Origin of the sequence: Paenibacillus terreus (assembly GCF_042138595.1) — a bacterium.
Lineage (GTDB): Bacteria > Bacillota > Bacilli > Paenibacillales > Paenibacillaceae > Paenibacillus > Paenibacillus terreus.
Genome location: NZ_JBHIRX010000023.1, coordinates 59953 through 81919 on the forward strand (window position 1 = coordinate 59953; position 21967 = coordinate 81919).

General features: G+C 50.1%; 18 protein-coding genes. 1 reads left to right on the forward strand and 17 read right to left on the reverse strand.

The features are described 5' to 3' along the window. Positions 1 to 170: 170 nt before the first annotated feature. On the reverse strand, positions 171 to 401 hold the full coding sequence (locus ACE5KN_RS27630; RefSeq protein ID WP_355321993.1) for a glutaredoxin family protein: 231 nt from the start codon (positions 399 to 401) through the stop codon (positions 171 to 173). A 226-nt stretch (positions 402 to 627) separates the two neighbouring features. Further along, entirely contained in the window at positions 628 to 1569 is a 942-nt protein-coding gene (trxB, locus tag ACE5KN_RS27635; RefSeq protein ID WP_375528688.1) for a thioredoxin-disulfide reductase, read from the reverse strand. Positions 1570 to 2015: 446 nt separating this feature from the next. On the opposite strand from trxB, the gene ACE5KN_RS27640 reads away from it, so the two are divergent. Beyond that, entirely contained in the window at positions 2016 to 2753 is a 738-nt protein-coding gene (locus ACE5KN_RS27640) for a ZIP family metal transporter (RefSeq protein ID WP_375528693.1), read from the forward strand. 106 nt (positions 2754 to 2859) lie between these two features. On the opposite strand, the gene ACE5KN_RS27645 is transcribed toward ACE5KN_RS27640, so the two are convergent. From ACE5KN_RS27645 to ACE5KN_RS27715, 15 genes are all read right to left on the reverse strand, one after another. Next, positions 2860 to 4713 carry a heavy metal translocating P-type ATPase gene (locus ACE5KN_RS27645; RefSeq protein ID WP_375533203.1) on the reverse strand — a complete coding sequence of 618 codons (1854 nt, stop codon included), beginning with the start codon at positions 4711 to 4713 and terminating at the stop codon, positions 2860 to 2862. 416 nt (positions 4714 to 5129) lie between these two features. After that, positions 5130 to 6155, reverse strand: coding sequence for a hypothetical protein (locus ACE5KN_RS27650; RefSeq protein ID WP_375528686.1), 1026 nt, complete (start codon positions 6153 to 6155; stop codon positions 5130 to 5132). A gap of 256 nt (positions 6156 to 6411) precedes the next feature. After that, on the reverse strand, positions 6412 to 6744 hold the full coding sequence (gene cyoD / locus ACE5KN_RS27655) for a cytochrome o ubiquinol oxidase subunit IV (protein WP_375528685.1): 333 nt from the start codon (positions 6742 to 6744) through the stop codon (positions 6412 to 6414). Next, positions 6745 to 7350, reverse strand: coding sequence for a cytochrome o ubiquinol oxidase subunit III (gene cyoC / locus ACE5KN_RS27660; protein WP_375528684.1), 606 nt, complete (start codon positions 7348 to 7350; stop codon positions 6745 to 6747). It lies immediately after the preceding gene. Next, complete coding sequence (locus ACE5KN_RS27665) at positions 7350 to 9326, reverse strand: cbb3-type cytochrome c oxidase subunit I (protein WP_375528683.1); 1977 nt, start codon at positions 9324 to 9326, stop codon at positions 7350 to 7352. The genes cyoC and ACE5KN_RS27665 overlap by 1 nt, the downstream gene beginning before the upstream one ends. A gap of 24 nt (positions 9327 to 9350) precedes the next feature. Beyond that, positions 9351 to 10343, reverse strand: a complete 993-nt coding sequence (cyoA, locus tag ACE5KN_RS27670; protein WP_375528682.1) for a ubiquinol oxidase subunit II — start codon at positions 10341 to 10343, stop codon at positions 9351 to 9353. A 334-nt stretch (positions 10344 to 10677) separates the two neighbouring features. Then, positions 10678 to 10950: a hypothetical protein gene (locus tag ACE5KN_RS27675; RefSeq protein WP_375528681.1), complete on the reverse strand. Its 273-nt coding sequence runs from the start codon at positions 10948 to 10950 to the stop codon at positions 10678 to 10680. Positions 10951 to 11414: 464 nt separating this feature from the next. After that, a complete protein-coding gene (locus tag ACE5KN_RS27680; protein WP_375528680.1) occupies positions 11415 to 13091 on the reverse strand; it encodes an ABC transporter substrate-binding protein in 1677 nt (558 codons plus the stop codon). Between the two features lie 25 nt (positions 13092 to 13116). Continuing rightward, on the reverse strand, positions 13117 to 14022 hold the full coding sequence (locus ACE5KN_RS27685; protein ID WP_375528679.1) for a carbohydrate ABC transporter permease: 906 nt from the start codon (positions 14020 to 14022) through the stop codon (positions 13117 to 13119). 13 nt (positions 14023 to 14035) lie between these two features. Beyond that, positions 14036 to 15031, reverse strand: coding sequence for an ABC transporter permease (locus tag ACE5KN_RS27690; RefSeq protein WP_375528678.1), 996 nt, complete (start codon positions 15029 to 15031; stop codon positions 14036 to 14038). 159 nt (positions 15032 to 15190) lie between these two features. Continuing rightward, positions 15191 to 16783, reverse strand: a complete 1593-nt coding sequence (locus tag ACE5KN_RS27695) for a response regulator transcription factor (RefSeq protein WP_375528677.1) — start codon at positions 16781 to 16783, stop codon at positions 15191 to 15193. Next, a complete protein-coding gene (locus ACE5KN_RS27700; protein ID WP_375528692.1) occupies positions 16776 to 18527 on the reverse strand; it encodes a sensor histidine kinase in 1752 nt (583 codons plus the stop codon). The genes ACE5KN_RS27695 and ACE5KN_RS27700 overlap by 8 nt, the downstream gene beginning before the upstream one ends. 214 nt (positions 18528 to 18741) lie before the next feature. Then, positions 18742 to 19317, reverse strand: coding sequence for a peptide deformylase (gene def, locus ACE5KN_RS27705; RefSeq protein WP_375528676.1), 576 nt, complete (start codon positions 19315 to 19317; stop codon positions 18742 to 18744). Between the two features lie 271 nt (positions 19318 to 19588). Further along, positions 19589 to 20563 (reverse strand): polysaccharide pyruvyl transferase family protein, encoded by a 975-nt coding sequence (locus ACE5KN_RS27710; RefSeq protein WP_375528675.1) that lies wholly within the window; start codon positions 20561 to 20563, stop codon positions 19589 to 19591. Continuing rightward, on the reverse strand, positions 20538 to 21917 hold the full coding sequence (locus ACE5KN_RS27715; RefSeq protein WP_375528674.1) for a lipopolysaccharide biosynthesis protein: 1380 nt from the start codon (positions 21915 to 21917) through the stop codon (positions 20538 to 20540). Before ACE5KN_RS27715 ends, ACE5KN_RS27710 begins: the two co-directional genes overlap by 26 nt. Between the last annotated feature and the right edge of the window lie 50 nt (positions 21918 to 21967).

Sequence of the window (21967 nt, forward strand, 5' to 3'; positions counted from 1 at the left end):
TTTTGGTAAAGCACAAATAATTTGCAAGCCATAATTGAATATACCAAGAGTATATGTCTAATTTTTACAGTGGTCAATCAATTTGCGTCAAATTAAACAAAAGAAGCCGCTACCTTATTTAAGGCATCGGCTTCTATAATATTTAGAATGCAGTTCCTTTATACAGGAACTTATTTGTTCAGAACTTTCGCAAATTGGGTTTTATTCATACCCGAAATACGTGCGTCGCCAATCAGTGTCAGAGGCACGGCACGAACACCCATATCCCATACTTCCTGCGCATAGGCTTCATTCGTTTCGATGTTGCGTTCCTCGAATTCAATCCCCTGCTCCGTCAGATAGCTCTTCACCTGCTTGCAATGCGGGCAGTTTGTAGATGTATACACGATCGCTTTTTCCATTGTAATCACCTCATTAAATTATAGAGGATGTTCAAAAAGTCATCTTTTGATCACGAAGGAAGTCAGGAAGCGGACTCGACATCGAATCTTGAATTCAGCCGGGCCTTCCGGGGCTCACGTACTCCAAGTACGCTCCGCTCCTCAGGCCCTGGCTTCATCCAACCTTCTTGGTGCTGAAAACCTGACTTTTTGAACACTCACTTATAAACTACGTTTACTTACTATTTTACAGTGTAACTGGGCTGTGTTCCAGGCTTTCGATGTATTTTTCCGCATCCATCGCGGCCATACAACCGCTGCCTGCCGCTGTAATCGCCTGTCTGTAGCGTGTATCCTGCACATCACCACAAGCAAAAATACCGGCAACATTCGTTTCGGAGGTACCCGGAGTTGTTACAATATAACCGTTCGCATCAGTTGTAATCTGACCGTTCAGGAAGCCGGTGTTCGGATGATGACCGATCGCTACAAATACGCCGCTGGCTTCGATCAATTCTTCTTCACCTGTTTTATTATTCCTTACTTTCAATCCGGTAACCCCTTGTTCGGAAGCAACCACTTCGAGTGGAGTGCGGTCCAAAGCCCACTCGATTTTTGCATTTCCGCGCGCACGGTCCTGCATGATTTTGGAGGCCCGCAGCTCTTCACGGCGGTGCACCAGCGTCACCTTTGAAGCAAAGCGTGTCAGGAAGTTCGCTTCCTCAAGAGCGGAATCTCCGCCCCCAACCACAATAATCTCCTTATTGCGGAAGAAGAAACCATCGCACGTAGCGCATGTGCTGACGCCCCGGCCCACATTATCCTGCTCTCCCGGAATTCCCAGGTATTTGGCTGTTGCGCCAGTCGAAATGATTAACGTTTCCGTAACAAGCTCGCCGATTCCTTCCACATCAAGCTTGAAGGGGCGGCTGCTTGTATCCACACTGTTAACCCAGCCTGTCCGGAACTCTGCACCAAAGCGTTCAGCCTGCTTGCGCATATTATCCATCAGTTCAGGTCCCATAATTCCTTCAGGAAAGCCTGGAAAGTTCTCAACTTCAGTTGTAGTTGTAAGCTGTCCTCCAGGTTGGGGACCTTCGATAATGAGCGGGTTCATATTGGCTCTCGCCAGATAGATGGCCGCTGTAAGCCCGGCAGGGCCGGTTCCGACAATAATTGATTTATACATTGTATCAACCTCCAGGATTCAATCATCGTTATTATTCAGGATACAGGTTGCTTTTTTTGCATTCATGCAAAATAATAGGGTCAGGCTTAAAATGATGGAGCATCGCAGTTAAAGCCTTTTGCCGGGAATAGCATCATCTGTCCGAACAAAAGCATACATTAGAAGATCCGAGTATCCGCCGCCCCGAGCTTGACCGCAAGAGCCTGAGTCCTGCAGAAGCAAATTTCTTAAGATTACAGAATTTATAGGTTCTCAGCGGAGCTGAGCAATTCTGGAATCGCAAGAAAAACTACTGCTAAACGCGGTCTGGCTTCTTTGAATGTACTTCGATAACGTTTTTCTTATACTCATTCTAAATTAATATTAATTATGCTGCACTGCCTGAAAAGAGTCAAATGAAGTTTTCATGAATGGTGAAAGATGCAAAAGTGGAGGAATTTGCGGCAATGAACGACGTCCTGATCGGCAGCTTTATATCTGCCTTGTCTACAGGAATCGGGGCTATACCGATTCTGTTTATGAGAAGAAATGTAACACACCGTCTGCGCGACGTCCTGCTCGCCTACGCAGCAGGCATTATGACCTCTGCCTCTATGTATAATCTGATTCCCGAGGCGCTGGCCCATTCCAATTTATTTGTATTGACCGCCGGGCTGCTGCTGGGGGCGCTCGTGCTGCTTGTCCTGGAGATGAACATCCCTCATATTGATTTGGAAAATCCCGATCAGGGTCCTTTGCTGCATATTGAGGCGAAAGCTTTTATGATTGTTGCAGCGATTACGCTGCACAATCTTCCCGAGGGTTTATCCGTCGGGGTCAGCTACGCCAGTGAGGATCAGAAACTGGGCAATCTGATCGCCTTTTCCATCGGCTTGCAGAACGCTCCGGAAGGCTTTATTGTCGCCCTTTTTCTCGTAAACCAGAATATAGGGAGGCTGAAAGCGCTTGGCATCGCAACACTGACAGGAGCAGTCGAGATTGTAACCAGCATGATCGGATATTATCTAAGCTCCTTTGTTTCCGGCCTGGTGCCTTACGGGCTGGCGTTTGCCGCGGGTGCGATGATGTTCATCGTCTACAAGGAATTAATCCCTGAAAGCCACGGAGACGGCAATCAGCGTACTTCAACCATATCCTTTTTGCTCGGGCTGCTTACGATGATCGGTCTGACAGAATGGCTATAATTGACACAAAAAAAGAGTGGCTCCGCCATCTGCCAGACAGATTGGCGGAGCTGCTCCTTTTGCGTTAAAGCTGCGCTTATTATTGATGTTGTTCACTCCCGCAACTTCAGGAGCGAAGCAGACGAAGCCCGTTCAAGATCACAAGCAGCGTGCTTCCTTCATGACCCACCACCCCAAACGGGAGCGCAATGTTCTCCAGGAAGTTGCCAGAGATCAGCAGCAGAATGACCGTAATGGCAAAAATCATATTCTGCTTGATAATACGCTGGGCTCGGCGGGCCAATGCAATGGTCGGGGCAATTTCCTCAATGCCGTCATTCATCAGAACAACATCAGCCACCTCCAGCGCTGCGCCGCTCCCGTTCATCCCCATCCCCAGGCCTACCGTTGCCGCCCCTAGAGCCGGCGCATCATTTACACCGTCTCCCACCATGACAACATGGCCGTAATGCTCCCGCAAGCTTTTGACATGATTAACCTTGTCTTCAGGGGTGAGTCCCGCATACACCTGGTCCACGCCGGCTTGGGCCGCAATCACCGCTGCCGTTTCATAGCGGTCGCCCGTCAGCATGACAACCCTGACCCCCATGCTGCGCAGACGCTGTACCGCTTCCGGGGCCTGCGGGCGCAGTTCATCACGCATAGCCATCAGTGCGGCGACCTGCCCTTCATGCAGGATGACAGATACCGTCTTGCCTTCTGCTTCGAATTGACTGCGCAGCTCCCTCCACTGCACGGTATTCTCTACGCGATCAAGAATGTCGGTCCGCCCGATTTGCCAGCGGGTGCCTTGAACTTCGCCTTCCATTCCCCAGCCTGTGAGCGACTGGACATTCACTGCTTCCGGCAGGGTAAGAAGTTGCTCAGACGCTTTCTTCACTACCGCTCTTGCGAGCGGGTGCATGGAGAACGCTTCGATGGCTGCAGCCGTTGACAGCACCTCATCCGCATCATATCCCTCGGCTGTCACCCAATCCGTGATAAGCGGCGCCCCGACGGTCAGCGTACCTGTTTTGTCAAATGCCACGACAGATGTCAAAGCCATATTTTCAACATGCGCCCCGCCTTTGAACAGGATTCCTTTACGCGCCCTGTTGGATATGGTGGACAATACCGCCGGCATGATGGAAGAAACCAAAGCACAGGGAGATGCTACTACCAGAAATACCATCGCTTTATAGAAAGCCTGCTGCCAGCTCCAGCCCAGCAGAAGCGGAGCACCGGCGATGAGCAAGAGGGTAACGCCAACAACGATCCGTGCATAGACAGATTCAAAGCGCTTGATAAAACGCTGCGAATCCGGAACCTCCGTCTGCGCTTCCTCCACCAGCCTTATAATTTTGGCGAAAAGCGTTTCCTCCGTATTTTTTGTAACTTCAACATACAATACGCCTTCACCGTTCAAAGTGCCTGCATACACTTCATCTCCCGCTGTTTTGTCCACTGGCACCGACTCGCCTGTAATGGACGCCTGATTGACAGCAGAAACCCCTCTGGTAACGAGCCCGTCGGCTGGAATCAGCTCTCCCGGCTTGACGAGCAGCAGATCGCCTGGAACGAGCTCCTCTATATTTACTGTTTCCATATCCTTGCCGGTAAGACGAAGAGCCGTCTCAGGCTTTAACGCCATCAGCTCCGAAATATCCTTGCTGCTGCGCTCGTTCGTATAGCTCTCCAGCGCGCCGCTGAGCGCAAAAATGAAGATAAGCATGGCCCCCTCGTTCCAGTAGCCGATGGCGGCAGCTCCGAGCGAAGCAGCGATCATCAGCAGATTTACATCCAGATCACGCTCTTTCACCAGTGTTTCTATACCTTCCCGCGCCTTGCTCCAGCCCCCCAGCGTATAGGACAAGATATACAGCACAATAGACAGCCAATACGACCAATGGGATATTCCCCAAGCCGACAGCATTAGAACGCCGCTTGCCACAGCAGTCTGTATTTCTTTATTTTTGAGCATGCTGCCCAGCTGAAACTTGCGTTTGCGGCCGGGGCCCTGATTGCCGGTTTTTGGAGCTATAGCTCTGGCGGGTTGTGGTAAAGCATTATTGATAGCCTGCATTTGTCATCACAGTCCTTTTCTAATTGAGAATGAGAGCCATTTTTACTGCCCTTAAAATGACACATGCTGCTTCGCCATAAAGGCAAAGCAGCATGTATAAATGAGAATGATAATCAATTTTGCAATTAATCAAATATTTTGTGTTAATGAAACTTTCTTGCTCCTATTATATGCCCTGCACCATGGAAATGTAAACAGGCCAAATTAAAATAGGCGTTTAGATGCAAAAAAGGACCTGCCCAAAGTCAGGGCAGATCCTTCTTTTCCGATGTCCAACTGCTGGAAAAATGTCCAGTTAAGCGGAGAACAGTCCTTCACCCAAAAATTTGCCGCCTTTCTTCACCACCGTGATTCTGCCGAAGTGCAAGCTGTGCGGCTTTAAGTTTAAAGAGCGCCGCCTCGGGTGGAGGACAAACGATTCCTGAAACGCCCGATTGAAAGGCTGACTCCATGTTCTCATCAACATGGCTGAGAACGGCCCATATCTCCATGGCGGGCCTGATCCTGCGTACGGTTTTTATCATGTTATTAAGCTCATCGTAATCCGGAAGCATCTGTGTGTAATCAATAAAGAGCAAATCGGTATCATAGGCAAGTTCAGCGGCGGCAATGGATACGGAGCGGTCGGCAGACAGCAGGACACCAATGCGGTAAGGCAGACTGCGGTAGTACGTCCATAACGTTTGCTCGGCTACAGCATCCACCCATTCGCGCAGCTTTCTGAATGCATCTCCTGCTCCGGGATTGGCAATCACAATCTCGGGCACCGGTTCCCACCCGTTCCTCATGGCCTTAAGCGCTGCACGCATGACCGCCTCCAGCTGCTGATCCAGAAAATAATCCTTATGTGGAGAGACACCTGACTCCTGTATCAGAGACACAGTGACCGGCCGCCCTTGCATATGCTCAAACCAGTGCTCATACTCGTGCTCTAATCTGCTGATGATCCGGTCGGACAATAAAGTGTGCTCCTCCGGATCATTGGCAGATCTGCAGGACTCCACCAGATCGGCTATTTTTTCCTCCTGTCGCAGTCCGCCATTGAAGAGACAAAGGCCGTCAGCCTTTTTCCCGTATGATACCGACCTGCTCCCCCAAGGGGCGTTTAGCCGCAGTCGCTGGTACCGGAAATCGTCACACCAATCCAACAGAGTGTTCACCGCTGAATTTTGAGATGTCTGAAATAGGGTTGTGCCCACATGCCGCCGGACTGCGTCCTCCAGAAAATACTGCAGCAAAGCATTCGGTTTGCTCATAATACCCCTTTGAACAAGCTCCACCAGCAAAGGAACAGATTCGCTGCTTATCACAGTCTCCTCCTTATCCAAATCGTATTCCATGGATACACCTTCCTTTCGCATCGGCCCACTAATGAAGCAAGTTTCGGTAAGCGCTTACCAAGATATAGAACTGCATTTCTCCTCTAGCGTATTAAGCTAACAATGGATTTATACTCCCATATCTGTCTAATCCACTCATCAAAAACCTGTTCCCCTCACCATGGACAGATGACCGGTATATGGATCTGAATTTGGGCATTAAAAAAGGACCTCATCCCACGCAATCGTGGGATTTGAGGTCCTTTGGTTTAGATCATCAATGTGCAACCATATTGTAAGTCATAATCCAGATCGATCCGCCTACAATGGTCAGCAGGATGACAACCCCGAGAATCAGGGTCATAACATTCCATTTTGGTCCATCTCCCTCACGAATGTGCATGAAGAAGAAGAGCTGTACGATAAATTGCAGAACGGCGGTCACCAGAATGATAACCATGGTTGCGGTCCGGCCCATCATGTGATTTAAAACAACAACCAGCGGAATGATGGTCAGAACGATGGACAGAATAAAACCGATAACGTAGGATTTCACGGAGCCGTGGCTTTCATGCCCGTGCGAATCCGCGCCAGTGTGGTGCTGTGCCATCTACATCACCCCCATCAGATAGACAACTGAAAGTACGAAAATCCAGACAGCGTCCAAAAAGTGCCAATACAAGCTGACTGCGGTGATTTTGCCTCTTGTCACATCGGTAATTCCCCGCTTTTTCAGCTGAATCATAAGGCCAACCATCCAGAAAATACCTACGGTAACGTGCAGTCCGTGCGTACCTACCAAGGTAAAGAACGCAGACAGATAAGCGCTGGTCATGAAGGTTGCACCTTCATGAACCATTTCTACAAACTCGTAAATTTCAAGCCCCAGAAAGCCGAGGCCGAGCAATACAGTGACAACCAGCCAGCCGAGAAGCTGTTTCAGGTTGCCTTTATTCATGGCAAGCACCGCAATACCACTTGTGAAACTGCTCGTCAGCAGGAGGAATGTTTCGAGAGTAACACCTGTCATGTTAAAGATTTCAGGCCCTGGTCCTCCCGCCGTATTGTTCCGCAGCACTGAGAAAGTAGCAAACAGCGTACTGAACAAAATGACGTCGGTAACCAGGAAAATCCAGAAGCCGAGCATTTTCAGTTCCTGAGGATCGTGATGCCCATGGTCATGGCCGTGGCCATGATGTGATGTTGCTTGTGCCATTATACCGACCCTCCTCTTATAGCCGCTTCAGTGCGTTTAACTTCATCCACAGGGATGTAGTAGTCCGCGTCGTACGAGTAGAAGGAACGGGCAATCAAACATGCCGCCACACCGAGCAGGCCTGGAATGATAAAGATCAACCAGCCGAATACGAAGCCGAAGCCCGCAACGAACCAGCATACCGACATAATGAACGGAATGGCCGAGTTCTTCGGCATATGAATCGGCTCGATTGGCTGCTCTTTCTTGTAAATTCCCTGTTTGCGGCGTTCTTTCTCTTCCCACCAGTCGTCACGGTCAGTAACCTGCGGAATGGTAGCGAAGTTGTATTCAGGCGCAGGAGACGGCATAGACCATTCCAGTGTCCGAGCATCCCAAGGATCGCCGGAAGCTTTCAGCTTACGGTAATGCTTGATGCCCAGGCCGATTTGTGCAACCTGGAAGAGGAAGCCGATACCCATCAGGAACGCGCCAATGGTGGATACGAAGTTGAGCGGAGCCCAGCCTGTATCCCAGCCATATGTGCTGATCCGGCGGGTCATGCCCATCAGACCAAGCGAATATTGCGGCAGGAAGCAGACATAGAAACCGATGTTCCAGAACCAGAACGCAATTTTGCCCGGTTTCTCAGGCAGCGTGAAGCCGAACATTTTGGGCCACCAGTAGTACAGACCTGCAAAATAACCGAACACAACACCGCCGATCAGAGCGGAGTGGAAGTGTGCGATCAGGAAGTAGCTGTTATGGAACTGGAAGTCTGCCGGTGCAACGGCAAGCATAACACCTGTCAGACCAGCGATCAGGAAGTTCGGTATGAACGCGATCGCCCACATCATCGGTGTCGGGAAGCTCAGCTTACCGCGGTACATCGTAAACAGCCAGTTAAATACTTTAACCCCTGTCGGAATGGCAATCGCCATCGTGCTTATCGCGAAGAAGGCATTGACATCCGCCCCAGAGCCCATCGTAAAGAAGTGGTGAGCCCAGGTAAAGAAGGACAGAACGCTGATAATCAGCATTGCGAACACCATGGATTTGTAGCCGAACAGCCTCTTTTTCGCGAATGTACTGATAACGTCCGAATAAATACCGAAGGCAGGAAGCACCACGATATAAACCTCAGGGTGACCCCACATCCAAATCAAGTTGATATACATCATCGGGTTGCCGCCCATATCAAGCGTGAAGAAATGCCCGCCGCCGAAGCGGTCCAGGAACAGCAGCGCAAGCGTAACCGTCAGAATCGGGAATGCAAAAATGATAATAATACAAGAAGCGAACACCGACCAAGTAAACATCGGCATTTTCATCCAGGTCATGCCTGGAGCACGCATCTTGATAATCGTTACGATAAAGTTGATACCTGTTGCAAGTGAACCGATACCCGAGATCTGAATACCCCAGATATAGAAGTTCTGTCCAACGCCCGGACTAAACTGCAGCTCCGACAACGGCGGATAGCTGAGCCAGCCTGCATCCGGCGAACCGCCGATAACGAAGGACAGGTTGAACAGCATCGCGCCCATAAAGAACAGCCAGAAGCTGAGGGCGTTCAGGAAAGGAAAAGCAACGTCGCGCGCCCCGATTTGCAGGGGAACCGCGATGTTGAAAAGACCGAACATCAGCGGCATCGCCATGAAGAGGATCATGATCGTGCCGTGCGTTGTAAATACCTGGTTATAATGTTCAGGGTGCAGAAAATTAACATCAGGAAGCGCGATTTGCGCACGCATCATAAGAGCGTCCACACCACCGCGGAACAGCATCAGAATCGATGCCAGAATATACATAATACCGACTTTCTTATGGTCAACTGTCGTCAACCAGTTTTTCCAGAGCCAGCCCCATTTTTTAAAGTAAGTCAGCACGAAAATAATCGCAATTGTGGCAAGTGCGATTGATACATCCGCCCCGTAAATCAATGGATCGCCGGTAACGAAAAAGAATTGTGCAAACTCAATCAATCTGTCTAGCATTGGGGGCCTCCTTTCCCGAGATCATTAATGTCCTGAATGAGATGGACTTGCTTGAGCTTCTTCAGTGCCGGAAGCAGGTTTGACCTCGGCCGCAGAAGCAGTCTCCGTTACAGCAGGCGCTTGCGCACCGTGACCGCCATGAGGATTTTCGGAACCTTCCACCACGTATTTCGTAACAATCCGTTGGAACAATCCTTCAGGGAAGGCGGAATAGGTTGTCTTCTGTCCCACGCCTGGCTGCGCGAGAGCGGTGTAACCTTCTTCCGTAAGCGGGTTGTTCTCCTGCTTCGCTTTTTGTACCCATTGGTTGTATTGGTCACGGGGTACGGCGTTCACGTCAAATCTCATTTGCGCGAAATGCTCACCGCTGAAGTTCGCTCCGGAACCGTAATAAGTTCCCGGATGATCTGCCTGCAGATGCAGCGTCATAGCCATGCCTGACATCGTATAAATCTGGCCGCCGAGCTGAGGAATCCAGAAGGAGTTCATCGGCGCATCCGACGTCAGTTCAAAACGGACCGGCACGTCCTCGGGAATGGTCAGGGTGTTCACAGTCGCAATGCCTTCATCCGGATACATGAACAGCCACTTCCAATCCAGGGAGCTAACCTGAATGGTGATCGGCTTCTCCGTGGAAGCCAGAGGCTTGGAAGGCTCCAGATCATACGTATATCGCGCAGTAATAATCGCAATCGCGATAATAACGACGATCGGAATCCCCCACCAGATAGTCTCCAGCTTGGCACTGTCATCCCAATGCGGCTTGTATTTGGCCTTGCTGTCCGGTCTGTCCCGGTAGCGCCAGACGATCACGAAAGTCATGATCATGACCGGGAGAATTACTACCAGGGCCAAAACGGTAGTAATAATAATCAGCTCTTTTTGCGCTTGACCAATTGGTCCCTGGGGATCGAAAACCCAGTAGCTTCCGCCCGAGAAAAAACACGTCCAAATGATCAAGGCTACCGTGAGCACGGTCAAAACCAATGCAATAATAGCTTTTGGTTTTTTGTTCATGATGTTCCCCTCTCCTTAAAATGTGCTCGAACTACGCACCCATAACATTCTGTCCTTATATAAGATAGCAGAAAATCACTCGTTTTTTTGTGTTGTTAACAAATTTGTCGATATTTCTTTTGATTTTGTGAATTAAATCTCACAAAAAAAAATTTCTCTTGCAAATCTGCTGCGAATCATGTTTGGCATTTTACCCCTGGAAAACGCTATCGAGTGCTCTGCCGAAGGATTGTAAGCTCTTTAATTTTAAAAAAGACCTCCGACGCGGCCGCTTCCGCTCACCGAAGATCTTCTCATAGCAGTTCTAATCCTGATTCATGGATGCAGCCGGCTTCTAGCGAAGGTCATTGCCATCCTCTTGGTCTTCCTTTTTACGCACAGCACCCATATATTTCCCTATAAAGTAAATAAATATACTTCCTACCACAAAACCGATACCGACCATCAGCCCCAAATTGCGGTCACTGAAGAAGCTCAAATTGACCACAATGGTGATCACACCTATGATTAACGCCACCCAGAAAAAGAAAGTCATGGTTGCTACGGAACGCTTCATGCGCTTGTCCTTTGTTTCTACTTTATCAATCGGCTGGGTCTTGTAAGCCATAACAATGCCCTCCTTCCAAAGCTCATTTCCATTCCGATACCTGTTAAGTATCCCGCAAAAACAAGAAAACCATGTAATGCTTATTAAACAGAATGCAGGCCCCGGTAAACAAAAAACCTATGGCTCGCCGTTTCCTTGTTCTGAGACGCTCCGAGAACGAAGCATTCCTCCAATCGCTGTTACCCCCGAATTTCTATTTTTATTTTTATTTTTACAGGATGAAATTTGGGGGTAAAGGCGAACGCTCCGCTTTTCCGGAATTGCTTCGTCCTCTCCGCTGCTTCGTGCTTATCCCTACTTAACAGCAAAAGGATACGGCAACCAAAAGGAATTTGTTGTTATCCATAAATTGCTAAAAGACTGAGAACAGGAGCCTGTTTACCCTGTCCTCAGCCTTTAGTACCAGAAAATAATAAAAAGAAGAAAGTTTCCTCCTCAGAAGGATAACTTGGGGAATTCCCCGGTTAAGACTGCCCATTCCATAACTGGACGCGGTCCTTGATCAGCTGTGTATACTCCTGCTCCATCTTAACCGCACCGGCTGCGTCCAGTTCCTGGAGCATTCCGTCATAAACGGCATCAAAGCTTTCCGGTGAGCTCAGGATGGCTTCCGGGATGCGTTTGCGGATGATATCCTGCGTCTTCTGGAACGTAACATGGTAATCGGACCCTGTCTCGACAGTGAGATTGTAGGCTGCCCCCCACGGCTTGACCGGAAACTCCTTCTTATCCGGGAACAGCTCTTTCCAGGTCTCAACTCCATAAGCCTTTAATGTTTCTTTCTCCGGCTTGGAATATGCTGCAATAATCTGCTCCGGAAAATTGGTGGTGTAGTAATTGCCTGTGGAGTCTTTAACTCCATCGCCAAAATGGCCGCTCATCAACGTGTACAGCCCGATACCCGTATTTTTTTGGAAGCTGGTGGCATTATTGCTCTTCTCGTTCTGCACGTCTTCAGGAATGATCCGTTTGCCATCCTTCACGATATAATGCTTACCCTCAATTCCCCAATTGAGCAGCACCTGCCCTTCTTCGGAAGCAAGAAAGTCAAGGAATTTAATGGCCCGCACCGGATCCTCACAGGAGGTGGTAATCCCCACTCCATAACCTGAGGTAAAGCCTGTATCCTGGAAGGTACGGTCTTTGTATTCTTCTGACATGGTCACCGGGAAATGAGCATAGGATGCATCCGCTTTACCGGCCGATTTCAAGGCATTTTCCGCGTCCTGATAACCCCACTCCTGATCGATCAGCCCAAGCACACGGCCACTTGCGATTTTGGCCTTGTATTGATCGTTTTTCTGGACAAAGCTATCCTTATCAAGCAGCCCTTCATTGTACATCTTGTTCAGCCAGCGGAAATACTCCTTTTCCTCAGGCCGTTTGTAATGCAGCTTGGCTTCATAGGTTTCGGGATCAATGTAATATTCCCCGTCATCCGGAGCTCCGGTTGCCTGAAACGCCGGATTAGTCACCGTAATCATGATTCTCCAGTCATCGGCATCAAGGGTAAGCGGGATGGTGGGTTGTCCGTCAATTGTCGGGTGTTTCTCTTTGTAGGTTCTCAGGACGTTCTCAAAATCTTCGAGTGTCCTGACCTCCGGATATCCAAGCTCTTTCAGTACTCTGTGCTGAATTTCGAATCCCCCTGTTGCATCAAAATAGGTCTGATCAATCCCGGCATACGAAGGAATAACGTAAATAGAGGGGTCTTCAAGACTGTATTTCAGACGGTTCATGTAGGGTCCGTACAGCTTCTTCAAATTCGGAGCATGCTCATTGATCAGGTCCGTTAAATCAATCATGGCACCGGCATCCACCAATTTTGCCACCTCCGCTTTGGCAGACACCAAGTCCGGATAGTCACCGCTGGCGGCCATAAGGGAAATACGGTCCTGACCGTTGTCACTGATTGCAAATTCCGCTTCAAGGGTAACACCTGTCCGTTTAATGATCTCCTGTCCGACTTCATCCTTCATGCTGTTCCACTGCGGGCTTGAGTCGGCTCCAAAAAAAGTGAACGTAATCGGCTCGGTTCCGCTGTCGGACGCTGCCGGTTCTTTCCCTCCCCCGCAGCCTGCGAGCAGAGAAAACGACAGAAGTGGAATGAGTGCGAATTTGGTTAGTTTTTGTGGCCTCATGTAAATTCCTCCCGATGAATAGGGTTCAGGACTTGACAGCACCAAGCGTCATGCCTCCGACAAAATATTTTTGCAGAAAGGGGTAGACCAGCAAAATAGGCACGGTTACGACAATGGTGATGGCCATCTTGATGGATTCCGGCGAAATTTGCGCCATTTGCTGAGCCATGTCGTTTACGTTTCTGACTGTGCCGCTGCCGCCCTGCTGAGTGCTCTGGAGCACCTTCATGAGCTCGTATTGGAGTGTCGTAAGATGCTTTTTCGAGCCATTGTACAAATATGTATCAAACCAGGCATTCCACTGCCCTACGGCCAGAAAGAGGGCGATCGTTGCCAATACAGGCTTGCAGAGCGGAAGAATGATGCGCCAATAGATGGTAAAGTCATTGGCGCCGTCCAGCTTCGCGGACTCCTGCAGCGCATAGGGCAGGCCGTCAATATACGAACGCACGACAAACACATTAAATGCGCTCACAATCCCGGGCAGAATGTATACCCAGAAGGTGCCGATCAGGTGAAGGTCCCGCATCAGAATGTACACGGGAATCAAACCGCCGGAGAAATACATGGTCAGAGCCAGGAATACGGAAACGAATCTTCTGCCCTGAAAATCAACTCTGCTCAGGGTGTAGGCCAGCATCGAGGCGCTGAGCAGCCCCAGCAGAGTGCCCGCAATCGTGCGCAGAATGGAAATTTGCAGCCCCTGAATAAGACCTTCATACTGAAAAATGGTCTTGTAATTCTCCAGCGTAAACTGGCGGGGCCAAATATAGATGCCTCCCCGGACAGTATCCATCGAGTTATTAAATGAAATGGCCAGCACATTAAGGAAGGGATACAGCGTTATGACAAGCACCATAATCATGAACAGGATATTGAAGAGATCAAACAGCTTCTCCGATCGTGTCGCGTTAAAGGCTTTGTTGGTCATCCAGGCTCCTCCTTTACATAATGCTTTCTTTTGTAAACTTCTTGAACAGGCCGTTAGCCGTGAACAGCAGAATAATGCTGACGACCGAATTGAAAATGCCGATGGCCGTTCCGTAGGAGAACCTGCCCATATTCAGACCGTAATTCAGGGCATACAGATCCAGTACCTCCGAATAATCCGTAACCAGACTGTTGCCCAGCAAAAATTGTTTTTCAAAACCGATGCTGATCAGATGACCTATGGACATAATGAACAGCACCGCAATGGTAGAGCGGATACCCGGTAATGTAATATGCCAGATTTGCCGAATCCGGCTCGCCCCATCCACCCGGGCCGCTTCATACTGCTCCTGATCGATGCCCGTAATGGCCGCCAAATAAATGATCGTATTCCAGCCCGTTTCCTTCCACAGATCGGAAGCGGTTACAATATACCAGAACCAGCTCCCTTTAGCCATGAACTGAATGGGCTCATCGATCAGGTGAAGTCCCATGAGCACGTCATTGACAATCCCGCCGTCAATCGACAGCATTTTGGTAACGATGCCGGCAACAACTACCCAGGATACAAAATGGGGAAGGTAAGAGACGGTCTGCACAAACCTTTTGAACATCATCCCCTTCAGCTCATTCAGCAGAACCGCGAACAGGATGGGCACGGCAAAGCCGAAAATAATGCCAAGCCCGCTCATCGCCAGCGTGTTCCGCAGCACCAGGTAAAAGCGTTCGTCCTGAAAAAGCTCCATAAAGTGCTTGAAGCCAACCCATTTCTGCTCGCTGAAGGAACGGGCCGGCTTGTAATCCTGAAACGCCATCGTCCAGCCCCATAACGGAAAGTAGCTGAAAACAAACACCCAAATGACAAAAGGCACCGACATCAGGTACAGATACTTCTGCTTCACAGCGGTTTTCCAAAAAGATACCTTGTACCGTTTCTCCCCCTTTTTATTCTTGGAGGTATTGCGGGAAGCCCTCTTGTTATGCGGCGCGGGATTGGTTAACGTGTCCATAACAGTCCCCCTTTTTCGTATTACCAAAATGATATCGCTTACATATACAATTGGGTACCAGCTGAATTAGAGGGAAAATCCGGTCATTTTTAGATATTTTCTTTTTTACCTGCTCGAAAAAAAGAACCCGGACACAGGTCCGGGCTCACTTCATCCATCTCACTCCATTCCCTCCTTCTCCCGGTTGGAGCTCCGGTATGCGGAAGGAGGGCAGCCTACATATTTTTTGAATTTCGCATGAAAATAATCTGCATTGGCATAGCCCACATGCTTTGCCACCCATTGCACCTTCCTTCCCTCGGCCAGCAGCCGCTTGGCATTCCCGATTCGCACCTTATCCAGATAAAGGTTAAACGGTTCACCGGTATAATTCCTGAACAGCTTGCCCAGATAAGAGCTGTTATAATTGAAGGTTTCCGCAAGCAGCTCCAGCTTCAGATTTTCCCCGTAATGGGCATCAATGAAATCCACAATCTGCTTCATCACCGTCTCTTTGCTGCCTGCGGACAGGCTTATTATCAGCTGCTCCAGCCGCAGCCTTACCCGCTCTGTCAGCTCGGGCAGTGAGCACTGGCCATAGATTTCCGCAATCAGGTCGGCCGTTTCGAAGGACGAACTGCTGCCTTCCCGTTCTGCCGTAAATTTATTCAGGGCAAGCGTCAGAATTCGGGCAAAACCCTCTTTGACAGACAGCTCGCTGCTCCCGTGGGACAAGCACGCCTTCTCCATATCCTGCAATATCTGGGCAACTGTCTCCTTGTTAGCCACCTCCAGCGCATAATAAAGCCGGTCCGCAAAACCCCTGGAAAGTATCCTGTATTCTGACTCATGAAAAGAGCTGCCAGAGCTCTCAAGCTCTTCCTGTCCCAGAGCCAGCCAGTCGGAATGAAGCAGAACCCTGTCTCCACGAAATAGAAAACGCCGTTCCAAAAGGCGGCTCGCAGCATCGCAGGATGCTTTGAGCTGCCCCAGAGAGGCTGCTTCCCAGCCTGCTGCAGCATATACGGCTGCGGCACAGGAAGATAACGTTCCCCGAATTTCCTGCAGCAGCCTTGACGCCTGGTCCATGCTCTTCAAGGACTGCCGCAGCAATATGCATGTATGGCCACCCGCCGCAAACACGAAACCGTAACCCCGCTCATGACAGAGAGTAGTCAACTGTTCCTTCGCTTCCGCCATTTTGCCCATCCGGTCCGCATCGGCAAAATGGATTTCCAGCATAATCACCTGGTAGACAGGCCATTGAAGCTCCGCAGGGACGGACTCGGGCACCGCCTCCCCGTCCTTATAGTCCTTCAGCAGCAAGGCTTCCAGGTAGTCGCTGTACCTGCGGTCTCCGCTGGCCCTATGCCCTCCATCGGCAGCCTTCCTGCTCTCCAGCATACGGTATATACGCTGCAGTTCCTCCGCCATTTCATCTTCGTCGACCGGCTTAAGCAAATAACCGTCCGCCCCGATGCTGATCGCCTGCCGCGCATACTCGAAATCGGCGTACCCGCTTAATATGAGAAAATGATGCGGCGTTCCCGCCGCTTCCTCCTGTATTTTCCGAATGACATCCAGTCCGTTCATACCGGGAAGCCTGATATCCATAATGATCAGATCAGGCTGTGCCTGCTCAAGCTTCGCCAAGGCTTCCCTGCCGCTGCCCGCCGTATCGGCCACCCTGAAACCGAGAGCATCCCAATCCATGATCGTGGTCAGTCCTTCCCGAATCGCCGGTTCATCATCAACGATCATTACATTATACATATGTCTCCTCCTCCACAGGCAAAGTAAAGCAGACTCGTGTTCCTTCTCCCTCCCTGCTGCTCATCCGGATTCCATACTGCCTCCCATACATCAGGGTCAGGCGCTGATGCACATTCCGCATCCCGATACGTCCGGCTTCGGGCTCTTCCTCTCCTGTGAAGGAAGCCTCGACCTGCTCCAGCCTGGACGTCTCCATGCCGCTGCCGTTATCCATCACCTCGGTATGCAGGCAGCCGCCGTTCATTCGCACGCTCACCTTCACGGTAACGGGTTCCTCCTTATTTTCAAGACCGTGCACGACCGCGTTTTCCACCAGGGGCTGAATGACCAGCGGTGGAATATGCGCCTGCAAAGCCGCTTCATCCGCGACCACTTCATAGTGCAGGCGCTCCCCATAACGAAATTTTTGAATTCCAAGATAAGAGCGAACCATCTCCAGCTCCTCCCGCAAGGTCGTATACCCGCTGCCAATTTCAATATTTTTGCGCATCAGCTTGCCCAGCAGCCTCACAACTCTTGCGATGTCCGTTTCTCCCCTCATATGGGCCTTCATCCGGATCGACTCCAGCGCGTTAAACAGAAAATGGGGATTGATCTGGCTGGCCATCATTTTCAGCTTAATGTCCTTCTGCGCCAGCTCAAGCCTGTTGTTCTTCTCGCTCGTATCAGCCACCTGCTGCATCAGCTGATGGATGCTCTCCACCATCCGGTTGAACTGGCGCGATAGATCACCGATCTCGTCGCCGCCATCCACCCTGGTGACGACCTTCAAATCTCCGCGCGCCACCGCATTCAAGTCTTCACGCAGCCGCTGCAGACGTCTTGTAATCAGGAGAGATATCATCGACACCAATACCAGCGCCGCAACCAGCACCATCAGAATGCAGACAAAACCGATCAGACTGATCCGGTTGGCGCTGCTGACAATGCTGTCTGTAGAGAATACGGATATGATCCTCAGACCGCTTTTGCTCGACTGTGGCAGCAGTTCATCCACTATAATGTTGGCGGATTCCCCGTTGATTTCAGCTTTGTAGGTCCCTTTGCTTTTATTATGAAAATCAAAGCCCAGCTTCAGCTCTTTAAGTGTCCTTCCGACCATAGCCGGATCCTTGGCGGCAACCACATATCCCTGCTCGTCGGCAATCATCGTATTGAAGGGCTCTTTGCTGAGCATGCCATTCAATTCATTTTGGTCTATACCTATGACAAGCACACCGCTCGTCCGATGCTCGGGGAACGGAACTTGCCTGACCAGACTGAGCCTGTTGAGCAGATTGTCTTCCTCATCACGGATGTAATACCAGTGAATCTCCGTCCCTGTGAGTGCCTCCCTGAACCAATAGGTATTTTTCGTTTCGGCATCTACGGGGATGAACTCCAGATTGTTGACCAGTGTAGAATTAAACGAATAAAAGCGAATGCTGTCGATTTCTCGGTACTGCTCCCTGTATTCCTTGAAATCATCGAATTCATGATAGGCTCTGGTCAAATCCAGCATGCCTTCATATTGTGTGTTTACGACAGCGTTCAGCTTGCTGTCAAACATGAGCAGGTTGGATATGTCCGTGGGCACGCGAAGTAAATTGCCTGTCTGTGTTTTAATTTTTTCCACATTGTTGACAGTCTGTGCAATGGCACTTTGCAGCGCCTGCTCCCGCAGATAAACAATCATCGCGCCCCCGACAAGCAGCACAGGGATCATCACGATAACCACGTAGGAAAACAGCAGCTTGTTCCTCATCCGGATATTGTTGATAATGCGCGGTGCTCCTCCCACAAATGCCGCCTCCTGTTTCGATAAGCGCTTTCATATTTCGTATAGCTAAAAAACCTCCTGAAGCGACCAAATCTAAAAAACAGGAATGTTTGTATCATCTCAATTCCTTTTGTAGTTTGTCATCCGGGAGGTTACGTACTGCATATCAATTTTTCACTTTTAGTGCGTGTTCAAAAAGTCAGACAGGCTCTATAAATACATTCTGGGGAAGAGCATATGGATTATCCTTGGCGATGCGGTCATAGAACATAATACCGTCCAGATGATCCAGCTCATGCTGAACGACAATGGCCGTATATCCTCTGAACGTATAAATTAGCTCTTTTCCCTCTGCATCCACTGCCTTGACCTTAATCTTGGCGTAGCGTGGGACATATCCAGGCACATATCTGTCGACCGAGAGGCAGCCTTCCCCGGCTTCAAGATAGATCATGGCGGCTGAATGGCTGATGATCTTGGGATTGTACAGCTCGCATGCAACGGTTTCTTCCCCTGATTGAATATAAACCGCGCACATCCGCTTGTTCAGGCCAATCTGATTGGCCGACAAGCCTACCCCCGCCCGCAGTCCGTATTCAGCGGCAGTCTCATCATGCTGGCTGTTCTTGAGATAGTCCAGCATCAGCTCCATCCAGTGGCGGTCCTCACTGCTTGGGGGCAGCGATACAGGCTCTGTACGCTTCCGCAGGATGGGATCTCCTTCCCGCACAATATCACTCATTAAAAGCATTTCGGGAACCGGCAGTTTACTCATTTCTTTTTGCCTCAACTTCCTTGCTAGAATTGTGCAGCATTCAATACAACGACACGCCGTCTCTTATATGTATTGAAGTGACTGTTGTATATTGATGTTACTGTGAAAAGTTTCCTGTGGCATCTTGTGTAAAATTATATCGACGACCCGGCAAGCTTGTCAAAGCATCTGTTCCAAGGACTCCCGTATCCTTGTGAAAACGTCCGGTTGCTCAACAAAGGCAGCTCCACTTGGAACTGCCCGTAGGAAACACATTATTGATATCTATGGCTTAAGACGGCTGCTCCAGTTTGCTATCGGAGGCGCCATGCAGGCTTGCTTTGGAGATTCCTGAAGTCCAGGTCTCATAATATTGGGAGTTTTTCCCGTAGGAATTATCAATCACCACATTTGGCATGTCCAGCAGGCAGGATAAGATATGGCCGTGCAGTCTGGAGGTACGGACCTCCTTATAGGAACTGAATAGGCTGATCGCCTTGTTCATCAAATAATCGGTATATTTATACCACAAGGTCCGGGTGGGAAGCGGGCCGCCAAGCTTCTTGTCCAGACGGTAAAATTTCTGAAAATAGACGATGCCCCGGACTTCCAGCGGGGTAAACATCGTGTCCCAATCCAGCCGGTTGCTGTCGTCCGCTTCCTTGTCAAACTGCTGCTGTCCGGCAACCGTCTCAATATCTGTGCGCAGAAAATAAAGCACATCATTCACTGGCATGGCTGACGGCTGCAGCGGCCACAGCTGGTGTGCCATATCCGGGCACATGCGGATCCGGCATTTATGAAATTTCGCCGTTGCGAAATCGTAGGAGCGCGTATCCCGCACGAAGATGTGCAGATCCGGATGGTTGTTGAACAGCGCGGCGGCCATGTCGGCCTTGCGCTCGCTTTCAAAATGAATGGTCTGCGGCATGACAACAATCCGGTGATTTGGAAAATCACGCACGACCTTTTCCCGCAGATTTTGGTGGTTGGCGTACAGGTCGCCGAAATTTCCGCCGCCATGGCAGACGATAATCCAGTTGTCCGGAATACTGAGTTTGTCAGGAAAATCCATCGCGCTGTAGCGGGCACGGACCTTGATATTATAGTCATGGAAAAATTTCTCCGTCCCCTTCATGATCAGCACATCTCCGCCGTTGTTGTACACGGGATAATCCAGATAAATAATTTCCGAGTCCTGAGGCACCACCTCAAGAATTGCTTTCAGCTTTTCTTTCAGCTCATCCATTGGATGCAAGCTCGCCATCGTTAAGTTCTCCCTTCTTTCGCTTCTTTTGTATGACCTGTATCAGGAACGTGATATCTTCCCTGTCGAACACGATCCGCCGCAGCGGAACGTTGAAGAACACCGGAAAAGAGAATACGGAAAAGGCAAGACGGACGCAGGCTCCGGCAAGCAGCGCCAGCGCTATTCCTTCCAGTCCGAGCAATGGTGTAAATATGAAGAACATGGCGACCGTGATCGCATAGGCTGCGATCTGGCGGACTAGCACAAGTCCCGGACGGCCAAGAGCATTAAACGCAGATGCCAGAATCCAGGAGCCACCGCCAATGATGCATTCCAGCGAGAGCAGATAAAAGGTCATATCCGCCTCCAGAAAAGCGGGCCCGTACAGCAGCCCCAGCATATACCGGCCGATGAACAGGCTCGGAACGATGACAATGAGCATAATGGCCATGGATATGCGAAAGGCTCTGCCCACGGTCTCGATAATTTTCGCTTGGGACAACCCCGTAACACGCGGAAAGGTTACGTTCGTCACCGCGTTCTGCACGACATTGAACACTCTCGATAAAGCATATACAACAGAGTACAGCCCGAAGTCCCGCGGGGACAGCAGGGCAACAATCACAATTTTATCCGTTTGCGTGGACAGTGTCCCCATCAGCTCCATGCCGTAAACCCGTGCTCCATAGCTGTAATAGGGACGCATGACTGTTTTATGAATGAACAAACGGAAGCTGCGAGAATGCACTGAATGGCGCAGCTTGAAAAATGTCCACAGCAGCGCAGCCAGACTGGCCGCAAAGTTGATGGCTCCCGCAATATGGACATTGAGGAAACCGAGCAGCCAGACCACCATCAGACCGGCGAAATTAATGAACGGGTACAGGAAAAGCAGCCCGTTATAGACGTCGAATTTTTCAAGGCTCTGGGACAGCGCCGTCGTGAGCGCCGTCAGCACCGCCAATGGAATGGCGGCCAGACAGTACAATCTGGACAGCTGGATGATGTCAGGAGAGTATCCGTTCAACCAAACCGGCATGAACAGCCAGGCGATTCCCCCGGCCAGCAGACAAGCAGGCAGCTGTATCCATAGGGATAATCCGAGCAGTTCCTCGATGCTGCCCGTCTTCTTTTTGACATTGTAAATGAGGGAGGTCGGCAGGCCGAAGCTTAACACGCTGCCGATCAGCGCAGGCCAGAACAGCACTGCTGCCAGCTCTCCCTTGCCCTCAACTCCGAGCATCCGTGCGGTCAATATCGAAGTAAGCGTCGTGACGATCAGCACGAAGAAATTGTTAAAGCTGGTACGCATAATCGTTTTGGCCAGGCTGTCGCCTGTAAATACTTTTTTGGCTGCCGTCCAAGCGCTCATCTTACTCACATCCCTGCTCTGCTTCTATACTTGCTTCCTGCGACAAGGCA

Excerpts from the sequence above, each read along its gene's own strand:
- ACE5KN_RS27715 (WP_375528674.1), bottom strand. The coding sequence starts at position 21,917 with ATGAGCGCTTGGACGGCAGCCAAAAAAGTATTTACAGGCGACAGCCTG.
- trxB (WP_375528688.1), bottom strand. The coding sequence starts at position 1,569 with ATGTATAAATCAATTATTGTCGGAACCGGCCCTGCCGGGCTTACAGCG.
- ACE5KN_RS27665 (WP_375528683.1), bottom strand. The coding sequence starts at position 9,326 with ATGCTAGACAGATTGATTGAGTTTGCACAATTCTTTTTCGTTACCGGC.
- ACE5KN_RS27675 (WP_375528681.1), bottom strand. The coding sequence starts at position 10,950 with ATGGCTTACAAGACCCAGCCGATTGATAAAGTAGAAACAAAGGACAAG.
- ACE5KN_RS27680 (WP_375528680.1), bottom strand. The coding sequence starts at position 13,091 with ATGAGGCCACAAAAACTAACCAAATTCGCACTCATTCCACTTCTGTCG.
- ACE5KN_RS27640 (WP_375528693.1), top strand. The coding sequence starts at position 2,016 with ATGAACGACGTCCTGATCGGCAGCTTTATATCTGCCTTGTCTACAGGA.
- cyoD (WP_375528685.1), bottom strand. The coding sequence starts at position 6,744 with ATGGCACAGCACCACACTGGCGCGGATTCGCACGGGCATGAAAGCCAC.
- ACE5KN_RS27645 (WP_375533203.1), bottom strand. The coding sequence starts at position 4,713 with ATGCTCAAAAATAAAGAAATACAGACTGCTGTGGCAAGCGGCGTTCTA.
- def (WP_375528676.1), bottom strand. The coding sequence starts at position 19,317 with ATGAGTAAACTGCCGGTTCCCGAAATGCTTTTAATGAGTGATATTGTG.
- ACE5KN_RS27690 (WP_375528678.1), bottom strand. The coding sequence starts at position 15,031 with ATGGACACGTTAACCAATCCCGCGCCGCATAACAAGAGGGCTTCCCGC.
- ACE5KN_RS27650 (WP_375528686.1), bottom strand. The coding sequence starts at position 6,155 with ATGGAATACGATTTGGATAAGGAGGAGACTGTGATAAGCAGCGAATCT.
- cyoC (WP_375528684.1), bottom strand. The coding sequence starts at position 7,350 with ATGGCACAAGCAACATCACATCATGGCCACGGCCATGACCATGGGCAT.
- ACE5KN_RS27630 (WP_355321993.1), bottom strand. The coding sequence starts at position 401 with ATGGAAAAAGCGATCGTGTATACATCTACAAACTGCCCGCATTGCAAG.
- cyoA (WP_375528682.1), bottom strand. The coding sequence starts at position 10,343 with ATGAACAAAAAACCAAAAGCTATTATTGCATTGGTTTTGACCGTGCTC.
- ACE5KN_RS27695 (WP_375528677.1), bottom strand. The coding sequence starts at position 16,783 with ATGTATAATGTAATGATCGTTGATGATGAACCGGCGATTCGGGAAGGA.
- ACE5KN_RS27710 (WP_375528675.1), bottom strand. The coding sequence starts at position 20,563 with ATGGCGAGCTTGCATCCAATGGATGAGCTGAAAGAAAAGCTGAAAGCA.
- ACE5KN_RS27700 (WP_375528692.1), bottom strand. The coding sequence starts at position 18,527 with ATGAGGAACAAGCTGCTGTTTTCCTACGTGGTTATCGTGATGATCCCT.
- ACE5KN_RS27685 (WP_375528679.1), bottom strand. The coding sequence starts at position 14,022 with ATGACCAACAAAGCCTTTAACGCGACACGATCGGAGAAGCTGTTTGAT.